Annotated in this window: 13 protein-coding genes; 8 read left to right on the top strand and 5 right to left on the bottom strand. The window is 70.2% G+C overall.

All coding sequences use genetic code 11. The annotated features are described in order from the left end of the window. The first annotated feature begins 38 nt into the window (after positions 1-38). Positions 39-428 (top strand): hypothetical protein, encoded by a 390-nt coding sequence (locus BMY97_RS07860; RefSeq protein ID WP_091614791.1) that lies wholly within the window; start codon positions 39-41, stop codon positions 426-428. A 466-nt stretch (positions 429-894) separates the two neighbouring features. Here BMY97_RS07860 and BMY97_RS07855 read toward each other — a convergent pair whose 3' ends face one another. Together BMY97_RS07855 and BMY97_RS46915 are read right to left on the bottom strand one after the other, a co-directional pair. Next, the gene (locus BMY97_RS07855; protein ID WP_091614788.1) at positions 895-2,604 is read right to left on the bottom strand and encodes a M14 family metallopeptidase; all 1,710 of its coding nucleotides are present in this window, start codon (positions 2,602-2,604) and stop codon (positions 895-897) included. Between the two features lie 52 nt (positions 2,605-2,656). After that, positions 2,657-4,258 carry a peptide ABC transporter substrate-binding protein gene (locus tag BMY97_RS46915; protein WP_177231236.1) on the bottom strand — a complete coding sequence of 534 codons (1,602 nt, stop codon included), beginning with the start codon at positions 4,256-4,258 and terminating at the stop codon, positions 2,657-2,659. Positions 4,259-4,426: 168 nt separating this feature from the next. Here BMY97_RS46915 and BMY97_RS07840 point away from each other — a divergent pair, with 168 nt between their 5' ends. The 4 genes from BMY97_RS07840 to BMY97_RS07825 all read left to right on the top strand — a co-directional run bounded on the left by BMY97_RS07840 (position 4,427) and on the right by BMY97_RS07825 (position 8,759). Further along, positions 4,427-6,058, top strand: a complete 1,632-nt coding sequence (locus tag BMY97_RS07840; protein ID WP_091614782.1) for a PucR family transcriptional regulator — start codon at positions 4,427-4,429, stop codon at positions 6,056-6,058. Between the two features lie 117 nt (positions 6,059-6,175). After that, on the top strand, positions 6,176-7,705 hold the full coding sequence (locus BMY97_RS07835) for an amidohydrolase (RefSeq protein WP_091614779.1): 1,530 nt from the start codon (positions 6,176-6,178) through the stop codon (positions 7,703-7,705). Between the two features lie 44 nt (positions 7,706-7,749). Continuing rightward, positions 7,750-8,529 carry a hypothetical protein gene (locus BMY97_RS07830; protein ID WP_218156719.1) on the top strand — a complete coding sequence of 260 codons (780 nt, stop codon included), beginning with the start codon at positions 7,750-7,752 and terminating at the stop codon, positions 8,527-8,529. A 5-nt stretch (positions 8,530-8,534) separates the two neighbouring features. Then, the gene (locus BMY97_RS07825; RefSeq protein WP_218156718.1) at positions 8,535-8,759 is read left to right on the top strand and encodes a hypothetical protein; all 225 of its coding nucleotides are present in this window, start codon (positions 8,535-8,537) and stop codon (positions 8,757-8,759) included. 35 nt (positions 8,760-8,794) lie between these two features. Here the strand turns inward: BMY97_RS07825 and BMY97_RS07820 are convergent, their stop codons facing one another. The 3 genes from BMY97_RS07820 to BMY97_RS07810 all read right to left on the bottom strand — a co-directional run bounded on the left by BMY97_RS07820 (position 8,795) and on the right by BMY97_RS07810 (position 12,817). Continuing rightward, entirely contained in the window at positions 8,795-10,594 is a 1,800-nt protein-coding gene (locus BMY97_RS07820) for an FAD-binding protein (RefSeq protein WP_091614774.1), read from the bottom strand. Between the two features lie 3 nt (positions 10,595-10,597). After that, positions 10,598-11,317: a VIT1/CCC1 transporter family protein gene (locus tag BMY97_RS07815; RefSeq protein WP_091614771.1), complete on the bottom strand. Its 720-nt coding sequence runs from the start codon at positions 11,315-11,317 to the stop codon at positions 10,598-10,600. Positions 11,318-11,503: 186 nt separating this feature from the next. Then, complete coding sequence (locus BMY97_RS07810) at positions 11,504-12,817, bottom strand: aminotransferase class I/II-fold pyridoxal phosphate-dependent enzyme (protein WP_091614769.1); 1,314 nt, start codon at positions 12,815-12,817, stop codon at positions 11,504-11,506. 315 nt (positions 12,818-13,132) lie between these two features. Between BMY97_RS07810 and BMY97_RS07805 the strand changes: the two genes are divergently transcribed. From BMY97_RS07805 to BMY97_RS07795, 3 genes are read left to right on the top strand one after another with little or no spacing between them, the layout of a single operon-like run. Continuing rightward, entirely contained in the window at positions 13,133-14,818 is a 1,686-nt protein-coding gene (locus tag BMY97_RS07805; RefSeq protein ID WP_091614766.1) for an APC family permease, read from the top strand. After that, entirely contained in the window at positions 14,811-15,482 is a 672-nt protein-coding gene (locus tag BMY97_RS07800) for an FMN-binding negative transcriptional regulator (protein ID WP_091614764.1), read from the top strand. The genes BMY97_RS07805 and BMY97_RS07800 overlap by 8 nt, the downstream gene beginning before the upstream one ends. Further along, positions 15,479-16,615: a dipeptidase gene (locus BMY97_RS07795; RefSeq protein WP_091614762.1), complete on the top strand. Its 1,137-nt coding sequence runs from the start codon at positions 15,479-15,481 to the stop codon at positions 16,613-16,615. Before BMY97_RS07800 ends, BMY97_RS07795 begins: the two co-directional genes overlap by 4 nt. Positions 16,616-16,638: the final 23 nt, after the last annotated feature.

The raw sequence follows: 16,638 nt of genomic DNA, 5'->3' as shown, positions 1-16,638 counted from the left end.
GAAGGACTGGCCCTTCAATTACGCGATCGCCGTACGCGGTGGGCAAGTCCCAGAACCTTGTCTGGCTGGACTACACCTCGGGCTTCGCCAACTGGTTCAAGCAGACCGCATGGGCCGGCGGACTGAACGCCGAGGGAACCCTCACCTACCACCTCGACCGGCGTACGAGATCGCCTGGACCGGGAGACTGGCGCCTGCCTGCGACCGAAGACGGACCAGCCCACTACGGATACGACGGCACCAGCCTGTGCGGCTACAACACCGGCAACAGTGAGTGGACCAGGCTCTATTACCACGCGTTGGGCAACAAGGCCCTGCAAGCCACCGACGGCACGCTGCCCGAACTGCCGGCCCCTTCCGACAGCCCGGTGGACGACGACGGCGCCTTCGACTTCGCCGCGGCTTTCGGCCCGATCTTCGCAAACTAAGGCCCGTTCGAAAACCTCAAGGCGGAGCACTACTGGTCCAGCACCGAGTACGGCAGCGACCGGCGAGGCCTGGTACGTCATCACCGCGGTCGGCTACCTCGGCGCCATCAACAAGCAGTTCCACTTCAGCTACGCCATGGCGGTGCGTCCGGCGGAGATTCGGCGCAGGGCGGCATAATCCTCGCCAGACGCCCGGCCTGGCGGTACGACATTGAGGGGTTCGGAACGCGGCAGACTCCGCCGAGCACGGCACGGTCGGAATCTCGAACTCATTGCAGCTCTTCTACCAAGGGCTGCCGGCTACGGTTGGAGTCTGCATCTCATGGCGGGCACGGAGGTCATCTGCCTCTTCATCGTCGCCTTCCTCATGCGCGAGACGACCGGCAAGCATCGGGGCCGCGACTTCGGCCTCGTATCGGCCGCCAAATGCAACATCACCTGAAACCGCTGGCTGCATGGGCGGCTCTCACAATCCGCTGTCCCCCTCGTCTCCGAGGCGCACCTCCGCCTGTGCCACTCCGGCGCGCGGATGGCTCGCTCGCACTGTGATCGTGGTTCCGCGAGGAGCTTCGACCGCCCACTCCACCGCGGTGAGATCAGGCGTGCCGGGCTGGTGGCCCCACCACGTGGTCGTCGAGCGTGCGCCGCTTCGGCCTTCCAGCTGCCCCAGGGGCACCGCACGGTCTCCGGTGACCAGCCGGCTCCCCTCCGGCAGCCGGATCTCGGCGGTGAGGTCCGCCACGAGGCTGCGGTCGAGCGCTTTCTGTGTGACGTAAGTGGGCAGCCAGCCTGCGTTGGCCACCACGGCGTGGACGCGGTAGATGCCCTCCCCCACCTCATCCGCGCGGATCGAGCGGATGCGCAGCAACGGCGAAGAAAGCGCCTGGAAGACGATCCACTCGGTGTGCGGCGCGACCTCGGCCTCGATCCGGTCGAGCGGCGGGTTGTACCAGTAGTTGATCTTGTCCCAGCCGCCGAGTTCGACCGGGCCGAGCTGCGGGTGTTCGAAGGGGTACCAGTCGACGTAGCCGCGCCCGCCGAGCTCGGTGTCGCTCCACTCGATGAGCTTCAGCGCGTCGTCCAGCGGAGGATCGATCAGCCAGCTGGAGTTTCCGCGGGTCGTGATGCCCGCCGCGCGTTTCGGGTTCCAGAACTCGGTGATCCAGGCGAACAGCCCGAGTTGGTGGTAGTACCAGCCGAGCTGTCCGCCGCGGAACTCGAGGTCGGGGTCGTGCTTCAGGTCGTGGAACGACATCACGTCGTAGCCGGTCAACGCTTCCGCCTTCTCCCCGAAGACGCCGTAGACCCTTTGGTCGGCGTAAGGGAAGTCCTCGGACCGGTTCAACGGCGGCCGCAGGTGCAGCGCACCGAACGTGTGACACGTGACGAAGCCGCAGATGTTCTTGCGGTCCACCACCGCGTGCAGGACCGCCTGGGTCTCGGGCTCCGAGCCGGGGAATGGGCCGGCATTGTCCGGGGTACGCGGCGCGGCTGCCCAGTCGGTGGGCAGATTCTGCCCGAGATCGATTCCCTCGAGCGGGTCCGCGACGGTGACCACGTCGTCCCCGGCGTAGTCCTCGATCTCCCCTTCTCGGAGGAGCCGGTAGTACTCGCCACCGGCCTCGTCCGGTTCCCGCCGGACGAGCAGCCGCGGGTCGCGCTCGCACTTCTTCCACGGTCCGTCCGGATCAGGGATCCGCATGAACAGCGTGCGCCCGTCACCGTCCACATCGCACAGCCGAAGTCCCGGGCCGGGCCGGTCGGCCGGATGCGGGCGCACGGTGGAGCGGATGAACCGGCCCTCGGCGCGGGTCCGCTCGTAACCGTCCGGGCCCAGGCGCGGGACCACGTAGATCGTGCGCGTGTCCAGGAGCCGGGTGACGCGCTCGTCCACGCCGTAGCCCAGCAGCAGCCGGTTCACCAGATGCAACGCGGCGAACCCACCCGTCCATTCGGTCGCGTGAATCCCGGCCTCGACGAAGAACCCCGGCTTTTCGTTGTCCGGGCCGGTTTTCCGGTTGGTCAGGGTCAGCAGCCACACGTCCCGGCCTTCCCAGGACGAGCCCACGCTCTCCAGCGTGACCAGCTCCGGGCAGGCGGCCACCCACTCCCGCAGGAGCCGGGTGAGCGCGGCGAAATCGGGGAACTCGGTGAAATCCAGCGGTTTGACGGTCACTTCTTTCCCTCACCGTGAGTCGGTCCGGCAATTTCCGTCGACGCGGGCGGCATCAGCTCACCGTGATCCGGGCCAGATCGGGCTCGCCGAGATAGTCGATCCGCACATCGCCGAGTCGCTTGGCGTGGACCACCGCGTTGACCGGGTAGTACAGCGGAGACAGCGGAAGGTCCTTGAGCGCGGTCGCCGCGGCCTGCTGTGCCAGCCCGACTGCCTGCGTGTCGGTGGCCGCCTTCCCGGACTGATCGAGCAGGTCGACGACCGCGGGGTTGCGGTATCCGGTCACGTTCGTCGCCGACTCCGGCGAGAACAGCTGCTCCACCTGCGAGTAGATGGTCGGGTACGAAGCGCCCATCAGGAGCAGGAACGGACCGTCGGTCTTGTGACCGGACAGATTCGGGTACAGCTGCGCGGTCGGCTGCGACTGGATCGAGATGTCGGCGATGCCCAGATTGGTGCGCAGCTGGTTCGCGATCGCCTCGACGACGGTCTGCATGGTCGGATCCTGTTTCGTCCACAGGGTCAGCGGTCCGTTCCAGCCGCCGGCCGCGGTCAGCAGCCGCTTGGCCTGCGCCGGGTCGTAACCGCAGCTCGTGCAGTTGTCGGCGCCGCCGCCGGTGATCGCCGCCGGGGCCACATCCGTCGCCGGCTGTCCCACGCCGTGCAGGAGCGAGCTGATCACCGTCTTGCGGTCGACGGCCAAGGAGAACGCCTGCCGCACCCGGAGATCAGCGAATCGCTTGTCCCACAACGGGAATCCGAAGTAGACGACGGACCCCGACGGCGCGGTGACGACCTGGTCCGGATACGTGCGCTGCGCCGTGGCGAGGTCGTTCCCACTGGCCACAGTGAGATCGACCGAACCTGCGCGGAAACTCGTGAGTGAGGTCTGATCGTTCTGGAACACCTTCACCGTGATCGAGGCGGCGTGCCCCTTGGTCCCGGCGTAGCCGTCGTAGCGCTTCAGCGTGATCTGCTGGGTGCCGGGCCCGACGCCCGGCGCGGCCACCTGGTAGGGGCCGTTGCCGATCGGCAGTTTGTCGAAGGCGCCCAGGTCCCCGAACGCCGCTTTGGGCATCGGCGCGAAGATGGTGCTGGCCAGGATGTACGGGAACGTCGACAGTGGTTTCGTGAGTGTTACGTCGAGTGTCTTGTCGTCGACGGCCTTGACGCCGGAGAGTTTGTCGGCCGAGGGCTTGCCCGAAGTCGGGTTGAGCGCGGCGTACCCGTCGATGTCGGCCATCAGGTAGCCGAACGCCATCGCATTGGGCCCGTACGCGGTGGCACTCCACGAATCGGCGAACGACTGCGCGGTGACCGGCTCGCCGTTCTGGAACTTCCACCCGCTCTTCAAGGTGATCTTCCAGTGTTGCTGGTCGGTCGACTGCACGCTCTGCGCGACCTGGTCCACGACCTTGCCGTCCGGGCCGATGGAGGTCAGCGGAGTCCAGATCGCGTTCGCCACGTCGCTGAACCCCGCCTGTCCGGGCATCAGGTGGGCCAGATAGGAGCTGGACACCGCCACGGAAAAGGTGCCCGCCGCGTCGCCGGCTCCCGCGCCCTGTCCGCATGCGGCGGAAACCGCCAAGGCGGAAAGGGACAACACGAGCGCGGCCGGGCGCGGAACACGTCGTCGGGTTCGCTGGGCTGCCATGCGGCTACCTCCGGGGGAAGCGGTTGTCGGGCGAGCACGATAGACAATCGTCGGTCCCGGGCCTCCGCGGTTTGTCGGATCGCGAGAACTCGCGGACGCCGGTTCATGGGACGGCACAGCCGCGGCGGTGAAGCGGCTCGGTGCCGACCGTCGACTTAGGATGTCAAAATGATGACCCCGGAAGCGAGCGAGAGCGGCACGGCGCCCGGCTCGGACGGCGTGACGCTCGATCGGCTGCGCCAGATCCTGGGGCCGCTCGTCCTGGAAATCCTCTGCGCCCCACGCGGCGCCACCGGCCAAGTCGGCCCCCAGGTGATCTACGGGCCGGGTGAGCCGGTGCCCAGCGAGGTCGACGGACTGCTGCTGATGGTCGGCATGGCGCCGGACGACGATGCGACGTTCGACGCCATCCGCCGGGCGGGCGAGGCCCGGTACTGCGCGGTCGCGCTCAAGGCGCGCGGCGCCGATCTCACCGCGGCGGTCGCGGCGGCGAAGGAGGCCACCGTGGCGCTGCTCGTCGTGCCCGACGACATGGCGTGGCGGCGCTTCGACAGCCTCATCACCGCCGCGACGAGCGCGTCGTCCCCGGCGATGAACAGTTACTCCACCATCGGCATCGGCGATCTGTTCTCGCTGGCGAACGCGATCGCCTACCAGGTCGGCGGTGCGATCAGCATCGAGGACCCGACCGGCCGGGTCCTCGCCTACTCGAACCTGCCGCACCAGCTGATCGACGAGATCCGCCGGCAGGGCATCCTCGGCAGGCAGACCCCCGCGCGGCCCACGAACGTCGACGAATACCAGCTCGTGCTCCGCGCTGAAGAACCGATCTATTTCGACGTTCCGGAACCCGACCACATGAGCCGGCTCGCCGTCGCCGTCCGGGTGGGTCCGCAAGTGCTCGGCTTGATCTGGGCGCTGGACGACACCCCGCGGCTCGGGGAAGGTGCCCGCGCCGCGATCGAAGAGGCCGCGAAGGTCACCGCGCTGCACCTGCTGAGGGCGCGCAGCCACCGCGATCCGGACCGCTGGAGCAAGAGCGAGGCACTCGTTTCGCTGCTCAACGGCTCGTCCTCGGCCGAAGTGGCCGCAGCGCAGCTGGGCATCGGCGCCGCCACGCCCACCGCGGTCCTCGCCATCGCGAGGACGGAACCCGAGGAGATCCCGGGGCTGAGCGCGGCCCGGGTGCTCGACCTCGTCGGCCTCTACTGCGAAGCGTGGCACCCGCAATCGGTGTGTGCGGCCATCGACGACACCGTCTACGCGCTGCTGCCGCTGCGCACCGATTCCGGGGTCGACCAGCGGATCAAGGCGTTTGCCGACAACATCGTGGCCACCGTCGGCCGCACTATGGACCTGGCCCTGCGCGTCGGCATCGGCGTGTCGGCACAGCGGCACGAGGAGGTCCCCGAATGCCGCCGCACTGCCGACCACGTCCTGCGGGCACTGTCCGAATCGGACGGACAGCTGCGCGTCGCCACCGCGACCGACCTGCGGAGCATGGTCATGCTGCTGGAATGGGCCGACAGCGCACGGGTCATGCGCCGGCTGCCGCCGGGTCCGGTCGAAGCGATGTCCGCACACGACCAGCAGAACTCGACCCAGTATGCCCACACCGTGCTGACCTACCTCGCGCATTTCGGGGAGACCATTCCCGCCGCGGCCGCGTTGCGCGTCCATGAGAACACCCTGCGCTACCGCATCCGCCGCGTGCACGAGCTGTTCGGCATCGACCTGAGGAACCCGGACACCCGGCTCGTGACCTGGCTGCAGCTGCGGCTGAGCCAGCTGGGCGACTGACGGTCCTGTCCACGCCCACAAACGCATGACCGTCAACTTGCATGAATTCCATGAAGCCGCGGCCCCGGTGCCCGGCCTAGCGTTTCGGCGGACCGACCGCCGACCGCGAGGACATCCATGCGAGCAGACAACGACCACCGCACCGACCCGCCGGCGCTCCCGGCACCCGTCCGGCGACCCGTGCTCCTGCGCGACGTCCGGCTCGGCCTGCGTGGGCCGCTGCGCAGCGTCCGGCTCGCCGAAGGCCGGATCGCCGCGATCGACGAGGACCTCGACGCCGCACCGGCCGACGAGGTCGTCGACGCCGGCGGGCGCACGGTGCTGCCCGGGCTGCACGACGCCCACGTGCACATGGTCCAGTGGGCCAGCGCCCGGCAGCGGGTCGACCTGTCCGCGACCGCGTCGGCCCTGGCGGCCGCAGCCGCGATGGGAGCCGCGGCCGCCCGCGCGAATTCCGCGATTCCCTTGCTCGGCTACGGTTTCCGCGACGGCCTGTGGCCCGACCGGCCCGAGCGTTGGATGCTCGACGAGAGGTGCCCGCCGGACCGGCCGATCGCCCTGATCAGTAACGACCTGCACACCGCATGGCTCAACCGGGCGGCGCTGCACCAGGTCGGGCTCGGCGGCCACCCGACCGGCCTGCTGCGCGAACACGAGTGCTTCGGCGCGGTGAACCAGCTGTCCACAGTGGATCCCGCGGTGACCGATCGCTGGGTGGCCGCCGCGGTCCGGGCGGCCGCGGCCCGCGGGGTGACCGGCTTCCTCGATTTCGAGAGCGGTGGCAATCTCGACGATTGGCAGCGCCGCGCCGCCGACGCTCCGCTGCAGGCGCGGGTGACCGGTGCCGTCTACCCCGCGCAGCTGGCGCAGACGATCGAGCGCGGGCTGCGCACCGGATCCGCGATTCCCGGCACCGACGGCCTGGTCACTACCGGTCCGCTGAAGATGTTCCTCGACGGCTCGCTCAACACCCGCACCGCGTTGTGCCAGCACCCGTATCCGGACCGGATGCCGGCCGACCAGCAATACGGCCTGCTGGAGACCGAACCCGGCGAACTCGAAGCGCTGATGCGCCACGCCTGGGCACACGGCCTGCAGACGGCCGTGCACGCGATCGGCGACCGTGCCAACCGGATCGCGCTGGACGTGTTCGACACGGTCGGCGGCGCCGGCCGCATCGAACACGCACAGCTCGTCGACCTCGCCGACCTGCCCCGCTTCGCACGCCCTGGGCTGACTCTCGGAGTCCAGCCCGCTCATGCCACCGACGATCGTGACGTGGCCGATCGCCACTGGGCCGGCCATACCCATCGCGCGTTCGCCTACGCCGATCTCCTGAAGGCCGGCGCCCGGCTGGAGATCGGCTCGGACGCGCCGGTGTCGCCGATGGATCCATGGCTGGGCATCGCCGCGGCCGTCACCCGGACCGGCGCGGACGAGCGCGCACCGTGGCATCCGGAACAGGCGATCAGCCTCGCCGCGGCGCTGACCGCGGCGAGCGGCGGGCGGCACGCCGTCCGAGTCGGGGACGTGGCGGATCTGCTGCTGTGCGACGAGGACCCCGCCGGGCTCGATCCGCGCGAGCTCCGCGAGCTGCCGGTCGCCGCGACGCTGCTCGGCGGCACCTGGACCCACCGGAATTTCTGATCCGGGCGGCATCGGCCGGCCCGGCACCGAGAAAGGACCGCATCGTGAACGCCGCAGAATGGGGACTGCTCACCGCAACGTTCCTCGCCTGCTTTGTCGAGATGGTCGAGGCGACGACCATCGTCATGGCCATGGGCTTCACCCGCGGCTGGCGCTCGGCGCTGCTCGGCACCGCCGCGGCACTGGTCGCGCTCGCCGTGGCGACGCTCTTCGCCGGCTACGCACTGGCCACCTGGCTCCCGGAGGCCGCGCTGCAGCTGATCATCGGCGGACTGTTGCTGAGTTTCGGGCTTCAGTGGCTGCGCAAGGCGATCCTGCGCTCGTCCGGCCGAAAGGCGATCCACGACGAGGACAAGATCTATCGGACCGAGGTCGAAGCCGCGGAACGCGCCGGGACCGCCGGAGGTGGCTTCGACCTGTTCTCCTTCATGGTGTCCTTCAAAGGTGTGTTCCTCGAAGGACTGGAAGTCGTCTTCATCGTCATCACGTTCGGCCTGAACGCGGGCAATGTGCCCGCCGCCGGCGTCGGCGCCGCGGCCGCCGTGGTCGTGGTGCTCGCGCTCGCCGCGGTGATGCGCAAACCGTTGTCGATGATCAACGAGAACCTGCTCAAGTACGGCGTGGGCCTGCTGCTCGCCTCGTTCGGCACCTACTGGTCGATCGAAGGACTCGGCATCTTCCGCGCCGGCGCGGAGAGCATCGCTTGGCCGGGACACGACCTCGCGATCCTCGGTCTGCTGGTGTGCTGGTTCGTGCTCAGCCGCGTCGCCATCGCGTGCCTCCGGCCCGCGCGGGCGGTCGCGGAAATCCCGGTGAAGGAGTGATGTCCGTGCGTGCGCTGAAGGCATTCGCGAAGTTCTGGTACGACTTCGTGGTCGGAGACGACTGGAAGACCGCTGTCCTTGTCCTCCTGCCACTGGCTGCCGCGGCTCTGTTGCTGCGTCTCGGCGACCCGGCGGACCCGGTACTCGCGGTCGTCGGCGGAATCCTGGTGCTGGCGGGGTTCTCCCTGAGCATGGCGCTGGAGGCACGCCGGGGCCGAGCCGGCGGATGACGGCCCGCCGGCCCGGCCCGGGTCACACCGGTGGGTCAAGCGGGCAGGGCCGGGGCCGCCCGGTCCTCGCCCGTGCCCGCCCGCTGGGCGAACTCGACGGCGAGCAGCGGGGCGATTGTCCGCCAGTCCGCGACGATGCCGAGATCGGCCTGCGCGAAGATCGGGGCGGACGGGTCATGGTTGACCGCGATCACCGTCCCCGCCCTCGCCACTCCGGCCATGTGATACCCGCTCCCGGACACGCCCAGCGCCAGATAGCAGCGCGGGGCGATACCGCGCGCGGTCACGCCGACCTGGCGGCCATGCGGAAGCCGCCCGGCGTCGGTGACCTTGCGCGTCGCGGCGAATTGCGCCCCCATCAAGGAGCGCAGTCCTTCCAGCACCCGATAGTCGGCCGGGTCGACGCCCGCGCCGACGCCGATCACGACCTCCGCGCGCTCGACAGCGTCGGCGTCGTCCTCCACGGTGCGGCCGAGGCGGCGCACCCGTGCGTCCGCCGAGACCGCCAGCACCTCCCCCGCATCGTCCGGGGCGAATCCGGCCGGCGCGGGCAGCTGTCCGGTCCGGACGGTCGCGAGCTGAGGCGTGCCAACGCATTCGACCTGCGCCAGCACCCCGTTCCCGGCCGGCTTCAGCCCGAGCAGCCTAAGTGCTCCGCCACCGCTCGCGCGTACGCTCAGCCCGGTCAGATCGGACAACAGCCCGGTGCCGAACCGGACACCCAGCCGGCCCAGCACCTCGCGCTCCCATTCGCCGGCGCCGCCCAGGACCGCCCACGGCGGTGTTCCGGCGGCGCCGAGCCAGTGCTCGACCGCGGCGGCGACCCGGCGCGGTTCGGTGCCGCCGAGCACGACGCCCGGTCCGGCCACGCCTCGCGGCACCGGCCCGGCGCCGAGCACCACCGCGACGTGCCCGCCGATCTCGCCGGCCAGCCGGTCGGCCTCGGCGCACAACGCCCGCGCCCCGTGGTCGTGGCCGTCCTCCGCCAGCACCACGATCCGGGGACCGTCCGACCAGGACAGTCCGGCCGTGGCCCGGGATTGCCGCGGGGGCTCCGGATTCCGCTGCCGCAGCACGTCGACGAGCGCGCTCACCTGCGTGCCGAGATCGCCGCGCAGCACCACGCCACGCCGGGTACGCGAGACCCCGACCGTGCCGGTCACCCTGGTCGGGCTGTCCGCGCCGTTCACCTCGCAGCCCAGCTGCCCGGCGGTCACTGTGCGGACGTTCCCGGGCGTCGGCCAGTCTTCGACCGGCGCGCGGGCGGCCCGGCAGGACCGTTCCGCCACCGCCACCACGGCAGGCAGCGCGACTGCCATCTCCTCCTGCCCACTCTCCAGCTGGAGCCGGGCGTGCAGCCACCGACCGTCCCCGTCCGGCCGGAACTCCAGGTCCAGCGCCGGACCGGTGAACGGGACCGAAAGCAGCTCCGCGACCATCGGGCCGATCGCACCGGTGCTGCCGTCCACGGAACTCCGGCCGACGAGTACCACGTCCGCGCCACCCGCCTGCCGGATCGCCGCGGCCAGCGCTTGAGCCGTCACCAGGCAATCCGCGCCGGCCAGACGGCGATCGGTGACGTGCACGGCCGCGTCGGCGCCGCAGGCGAGCGCCTCCCGCAGCACGTCCCGGGCCGAGGCCGGGCCCATCGTCACCGCGGTGCTGTGGCCTCCACCGGCGGCCAGTTCGACCGCGCGCGTGACCGCACGACGGCACCACGGGTTCATCTCCGCCGCGCCACCGTCCCGGCGCAGGCGGCCTCGTTCGTCGAGACCGCTGTCCTGCTCCGCGGCGGGGACCTGCTTGATCAGCACAACTGTCCGCAGACCTGCCATCGGTCAGCCCACCCCCGCCCCGACCAGCAGCCCGATCCCGTAGGTCACGGCCGCCGACAGGCCACCGAGCAGGAGCTGGCGCCCGCCGCCGAACCACATCGGCTTGGCCGTCAGCTTGGCGATGATCGCGCCGGTGACCAGCAGCGCCACCGCGCTGGCCAGCAGGGTCGGCAGGATCGACGACGCGCCGAGCAGGAACGGCAGCAGCGGGATCAGCGCGCCGACCGTGAACGCCAGGAACGACGAACCGGCCGCCACCCATGGCGAGGGCAGGTCGTCCGGGTCCACGCCCAGCTCTTCACGCGCGTGGACCCGCCACGCCACCTCCGGGTCCGCGCTCAGCTCGCGCGCGACCTCCGCCGCGAGCTCCGGCCGGAGTCCCTTGGCCTCGTAGACCGCGGTCAGCTCCCGCAGCTCGTCTTCGGGGTGCGCGGCCAGTTCGTTCTTCTCCACCGCGATCTCCGCCTGCATGAGCTCCGTCTGCGACGACACGGAGGCGAATTCGCCGGTGGCCATCGAGCACGCACCGGCCACCAGCCCGGCCAGCCCGGTGATGAGCACGGTGGTCCCGCTCGCGCCGCCGCCCACCACCCCGGCCACCAGCGCGAAATTCGACACGAGGCCGTCCATCACACCGAACGTCGCCGGGCGCAGCGACCCGCCGGTCACGTCCCGGTGGTGCTGGTGCAGCTCCGGTGGGGCCACGTCTGCTTGCGAGGTCATCGAATTACCGTTCTCCCCGGAAGGAAACAGGTAAGGCAACCCAAAATGAGGCTTGCATTACCTGAACCCGCCATTGTTACCATTGCTTTCCTGCATACGGTAACCGCCGGAAAAATCGGTTCTCCTCGTTCTCTTCCACAGTTTCCGGGGCGACCGTTTGTGCCGCCCGCCAGACCGGTCGTGAAATCAGGCGAGCCGACTGCGCCGGGTGGGATGCAGAACCGCACCGAAATGCGCGGCCAGTTCCCGGATATCGGCTGGTTGCAGCGAAGCCACGGTCACCCGCACGAACGGCGGACTCTGCAGCCGGTGCGGTTCGCCGGCCCGCACGAGCCAGCCCCGGTCCCGCAGCAGCCGTACGGTCTGCACCTCCTCCGCAACCGGGACCAGCACGTTCATCCCCGAACGACCCATGGCGGGCACCCCGTGCCCCGCCAAGGCGTCGACGAAGCCGCTGCGCCGGTCGGCGTAGGTCTGCTCGGCCTCGGCGACCAGCCGCTGCACCCCACGATCCGACAGCAGCTGGTGCACCAGGCGCTGCAGCACGTGGCTGACCCAGCCGGCCGCCATCCGCTGCCTGCCCTCGACCCGGCTGATCGTCATCGCGTCCCCTGCGACGAAGGAGAACCGCAGGTCCGGGCCCAGCGATTTGCTGACCGAGCGGATCACCGCCCAGGAGGCACGGCCGGGCGCGAGGCTGTGGTACCCGGCCCCGGCCGTCGCGCCCGCGTGGTCGTTCTCGACGACGAGCACGTCCGGGTGCCGCTTCAGCACGCGGCGCAGCTCCGCCGCACGGCCTTCATCCAGCGCCGCACCGGTTGGATTGTGCGCGCGGGGCGTGACCACGCACGCCCCGGGCCGGGTTTGCAGGGCCTCTCGCAACGCACCGGGGACCGGGCCGCGGTCGTCGACGGCCACCGGGACCGGGCGCAGGCCGAGCATGCGCACGAGATCGAGGACGCCGGTGTAGCAGGGGTCCTCCACGCACACCGCGTCACCCGGCTTGAGCCGGCCGCTCAGCACGCGTTCGACCCCGTCCATCGCCCCGCTGACGAAACACACCTCGTCCTCGCCGAGCCCGAACCCGGTGAACTGCCCGCGCGCCAGCCGGACCAGTTCAGGCATCATCGTCACGTCCCCGTAGCGATATTGCTCGAACCCGCAGCGGTGCGCGGCGTCGGTGAGCGACGGCAGCAACCGCGGGTCCGGGTTACCGTCGCTGACGTCCCGCACGCCCTCCGGCAGCCGGTCCCCGGCCCGGCTCGCCAGCGGCGGCCGCGGGCTGACCCGCGTGTCCCGGCCGACCGAGCCGATCAGCACACCCCGGTTCCGCAATTCCCGGTACGCGGCGGCCACGGTCGCGGAACTGATCTTCAGCTCCGCCGCGAGACTCCGCACCGACGGCACGACGGCACTCGGCGCCAATCGTCCGGATTGCACTGCTCGTTCGATACTGCTGACCACTTCCCGGGCGGTCCTGCCTTCAATCCGCACTCGCATCGTTCCTCTCCGTGCCGACCACCGGAAAGGGCAGGCTAACCATTCCTGCCGGCAATCGTGAACTGCCTCTTGCGTACAACTTCAATCCTGCTTACCGTTGCACAACAAAATTGTGAGTGTAGTAATACACCTCAGGCGGCGCGCCGACCACCGATCCGGCGCCATCGCCCTGCCGCACCGCCCACCAGCACGGCCGGCACCGAGCCCCCGCACCGAATTACCCGAGGTGACTTCCCCTCATGCTCCACATCAGACAGACCGGAGCGGGCGCCCGCCCGCAGCCGGCCCCGTCCGCCGAACGAACGCAGGGACTCCATGACTGATCAGGAAACGGAACGGACGGTCACCGCGGGCGACGACCACCGCCTTCGCCGCGCGATGGGCCCGGTCGGGATGATGTTCGTGTCCCTGGGCTCGATCATCGGGTCCGGCTGGTTGTTCGGCGCGCTCTACGGCGCCCAGATCGCGGGTCCCGCGGCCATCGTGTCGTGGCTCATCGGCATGGTGATGGCGATGGTCGTCGGGCTCACCTACGCCGAAGTCGGCACCATGTTCCCGCACAGCGGCGGGATCGGGCGGTACCCGCACTACTCCTTCGGCTCGTTCGCCAGCTTCAACCTCGGCTGGGCGAACTGGCTCGGCCTCGCCTCCGTGGCCCCGATCGAAGTCCTCGCGTGCGTCCAGTACGCGGCGAGCTACTTCCCGTGGCTGCAGAAGACCCAGGACGGCGTCTCGGTGCTCACGCCCGCCGGCCTGCTGGTCTCGATCGTGCTGATGGCCGTCTTCGTGGTCGTCAACGCACTCGGGGTCGGCGTCTTCGCCCGGGTCAACAACGTCCTCGTGTGGTGGAAGCTGGCCGTGATCACGGTACTGACCGTGGCGCTCGTGCTCGCCTCCTTCCACGCCGACCACTTCACCTCTTTCGGCGGCTTCGCCCCCTACGGTGCGAGCGGAATCTTCGGCGCCATCACCGGCGGCGGCATCGCGGTCGCCTACGGCGGATTCCAGCAGGCGATCAGCCTCGCCGGCGAAAGCAGGCGCCCGCAACGCGACGTGCCGCTGACCATCATCGGCTCTTTGCTGATCGCAGGGGTGCTCTACGTCGCCTTGCAGGTGGCGTTCATCGGCGCGGTGCCGGCCTCGGCGCTGCGAGCCGGCGGCTGGTCGGCTGTCGGCGACAACTTCACCTCGGCCGGGCACGTGGTGGCCCAGTTCGGGCCGCTGGCCGCGCTCGCGTCCGCGCTGGGCATGGGCTGGCTCGCGATGACGCTCTACGTCGACGCGGTCATCTCCCCCGGCGACACCGGGATGATCTACGCGGGCACGACCGCACGCCTGTCCTACGCCATGGCCCGCAACGCCAATGCCCCCGCCCGGCTGGGTGCGATCAGCCGCACCGGCGTGCCCTGGGTCGGTCTGGTCCTGGCCTTCGTCGTCGGATGCATCTTCTTCCTGCCGTTCCCGGGCTGGCAGAAGCTGATCGGGTTCCAGGTATCGGCAACGGTGATCTCGTTCGGGTCCGGGCCGATCGTGTTGCTGGCCATGCGCAAACAGCTGCCCGCCTTCCCGCGGCCGTTCCGGCTGCGCGGAGCTCGGTTCGTTTCGTTCCTCGCGCTGTGGGTCTGCAACCTGACGATCTACTGGACCGGCTGGGCCACCACCTGGAAGGTCATGGCCGTCACGCTTATCGGGTTCGCGCTTTTCGGCTTGTCCCAATGGAATGCGCGCCGGCGTGGGATCGACGCACCCGCCGGCTTCCGCTACGGCTGGTGGCTGCTCGTCTGGTACGCCGGGCTGACCCTGATCGGCTTCCTCGGCAACTACCCGGCGGTGTCCGAGCACGCGGGCAACCGCGGCCTGCTGGGCGACCTGACCGGGGCGGTGGCAGGCGCAGCGCTGGCGGTCCTCGTCCTGGTGCTCTCGACCAGGACCGCGCCGGACACCGTCCGGGCCGAGCTCACCGACCCCGCATCGTCCACTGTGGAGGAACTCCATGCTTGAGCAACAGCTCTTCCGGCGCGACGACCTGGCCTCGGTGCGCGCCCTGATCCGGGATTCGGGCTGGGCCACGATGGTCAGCGCGACCTCCGGAAACGGCCTGGTCACGTCACACCTGCCGATCATCGTCGACCCGGACCGGGACGACGACACCATCCTCGGGCACCTGGCCCGGGCCGACGCGGCCGAACACGACCTGGGGGCGCACGACGTCGTCGTGATCGTGGCCGGCCCGCACGGCTACGTGTCGCCGGCCTTCTACGACGACGGCCCCCACGTGCCGACCTGGAACTTCCAGGTGCTGCACCTGCACGGCACGCCGGAGGTGCTGTCCGCCGAGGACACCTACGGCGTGCTCGAACGCACTGTCGACCACTTCGAATCGGTGCGCCCGCAGCCGTGGCAGCTGGCCACGGTAGCCGGTTACGCGCACCGGATCGCCCCGTACACCACCGGTTTCCGGCTGACCCCCGCTCGCCGCGCCGGCAAGGCCAAGTTCAGCCAGGACGAACAGGCCGCGACCGTCAGGCACGTCATCACGGCACTGGAGGATCGCTCCGAGGTGCACGCCAACCCGGAGCTGGCGGCCGCGATGCGGGCGACGCTGGCTGCCTCGATCCCCCCGGCCGAGACGGCCGGCGACCACCGGGAGACCCGCAGCGCATGACCACAACAGACATCGGCGAACTGCTCCGGACCACCCCACTGGTGGACGGGCACAACGACCTGCCGTGGGCGCTCTGGCACCACGCGGACCGCGACCTCGGCAAACTCGACATCGCGCACGATCAGCCACGGCTGCAGACCGATCTGCCCCGGCTGCGCGCCGGCCGCCTCGGCGCGCAGTTCTGGTCCGTCTACGTGGCCGCCGAACTCACCGGCGCGGAGGCGACTTCCGCGGTCCTGGAACAGATCTTCCTCGTCCGCCGGCTGTGCGAGCGCTACCCCGCCGACCTCGCACCGGCGACCACGGCCGAGGAAGCCCGGCAGGCGTTCGAGCGGGGCCGGATCGCCTCGCTGCTGGGCGCCGAGGGCGGCAACTGCCTCGGCGATTCCCTCGCCACCCTGGCCGTGCTGCGGAACCTCGGCGTGCGTTACCTGACGCTGACCCATGCCAAGAACGTCGGCTGGGCGGATTCGGCCACCGACGTCCCGGATGCCCGAGGGCTCACCGGATTCGGCCGGGACGTGGTGCGGGAGATGAACCGGATCGGCATGATCGTCGATCTTTCGCACGTGTCCACCGAGACGATGGAAGCAGCGCTGGACGTCACGACCCGGCCCGTGCTCTTCACCCACTCCTCGTGCCGGGCGCTTGTCGACAACCCGCGCAATGTGCCCGACGCGACGCTGAAGCGATTGGCGGGCAACGGCGGTGTCTGCATGATCACCTTCGTGCCCCCGTTCGTCTCCCAGGATGTCTCGGACTGGTTCGCCGAGGCCGGCCAGGCGTTCCGCGATTCCGCTTTCGAGCCCGGCAGCCCCGAGGAGAGCGCGTTCTGGCCGCAATGGCGCGATGCGCACCCCGAGCCGGAGGCCACCGTCGACGACGTGGTCCGGCACGTCGAGCACGCCCGCGAAGTCGCGGGCATCGACCACATCGGACTCGGCGGTGACTTCGACGGCGCCGGCACCATGCCCACCGGCCTCGACGACGTCTCGTGCTACCCGGCGTTGCTCGCCCGGCTCGCCGAACGCGGCTGGAGCGCGACGGAATTACGCGCGCTGATGGGGGAAAACGTCCTGCAGGTGCTCGCCGAAGCCGACGCCGGCCGCACACAACGGGCTGCCCGGCCGTGACCTGTCCGTCGCCGCACGGAGGA

Source organism: Amycolatopsis saalfeldensis (assembly GCF_900110575.1).
GTDB lineage: Bacteria > Actinomycetota > Actinomycetes > Mycobacteriales > Pseudonocardiaceae > Amycolatopsis > Amycolatopsis saalfeldensis.
Note: the sequence above shows the minus strand (reverse complement) of the source record. Positions and strands in the feature narration are given on the sequence as shown.

Bases quoted from the DNA above. Each gene is read 5' to 3' on its own strand.
- BMY97_RS07840 (WP_091614782.1), top strand. From the start codon at position 4,427: ATGATGACCCCGGAAGCGAGCGAGAGCGGCACGGCGCCCGGCTCGGAC.
- BMY97_RS07820 (WP_091614774.1), bottom strand. From the start codon at position 10,594: ATGGCAGGTCTGCGGACAGTTGTGCTGATCAAGCAGGTCCCCGCCGCG.
- BMY97_RS07815 (WP_091614771.1), bottom strand. From the start codon at position 11,317: ATGACCTCGCAAGCAGACGTGGCCCCACCGGAGCTGCACCAGCACCAC.
- BMY97_RS46915 (WP_177231236.1), bottom strand. From the start codon at position 4,258: ATGGCAGCCCAGCGAACCCGACGACGTGTTCCGCGCCCGGCCGCGCTC.
- BMY97_RS07835 (WP_091614779.1), top strand. From the start codon at position 6,176: ATGCGAGCAGACAACGACCACCGCACCGACCCGCCGGCGCTCCCGGCA.
- BMY97_RS07805 (WP_091614766.1), top strand. From the start codon at position 13,133: ATGACTGATCAGGAAACGGAACGGACGGTCACCGCGGGCGACGACCAC.
- BMY97_RS07810 (WP_091614769.1), bottom strand. From the start codon at position 12,817: ATGCGAGTGCGGATTGAAGGCAGGACCGCCCGGGAAGTGGTCAGCAGT.
- BMY97_RS07795 (WP_091614762.1), top strand. From the start codon at position 15,479: ATGACCACAACAGACATCGGCGAACTGCTCCGGACCACCCCACTGGTG.
- BMY97_RS07800 (WP_091614764.1), top strand. From the start codon at position 14,811: ATGCTTGAGCAACAGCTCTTCCGGCGCGACGACCTGGCCTCGGTGCGC.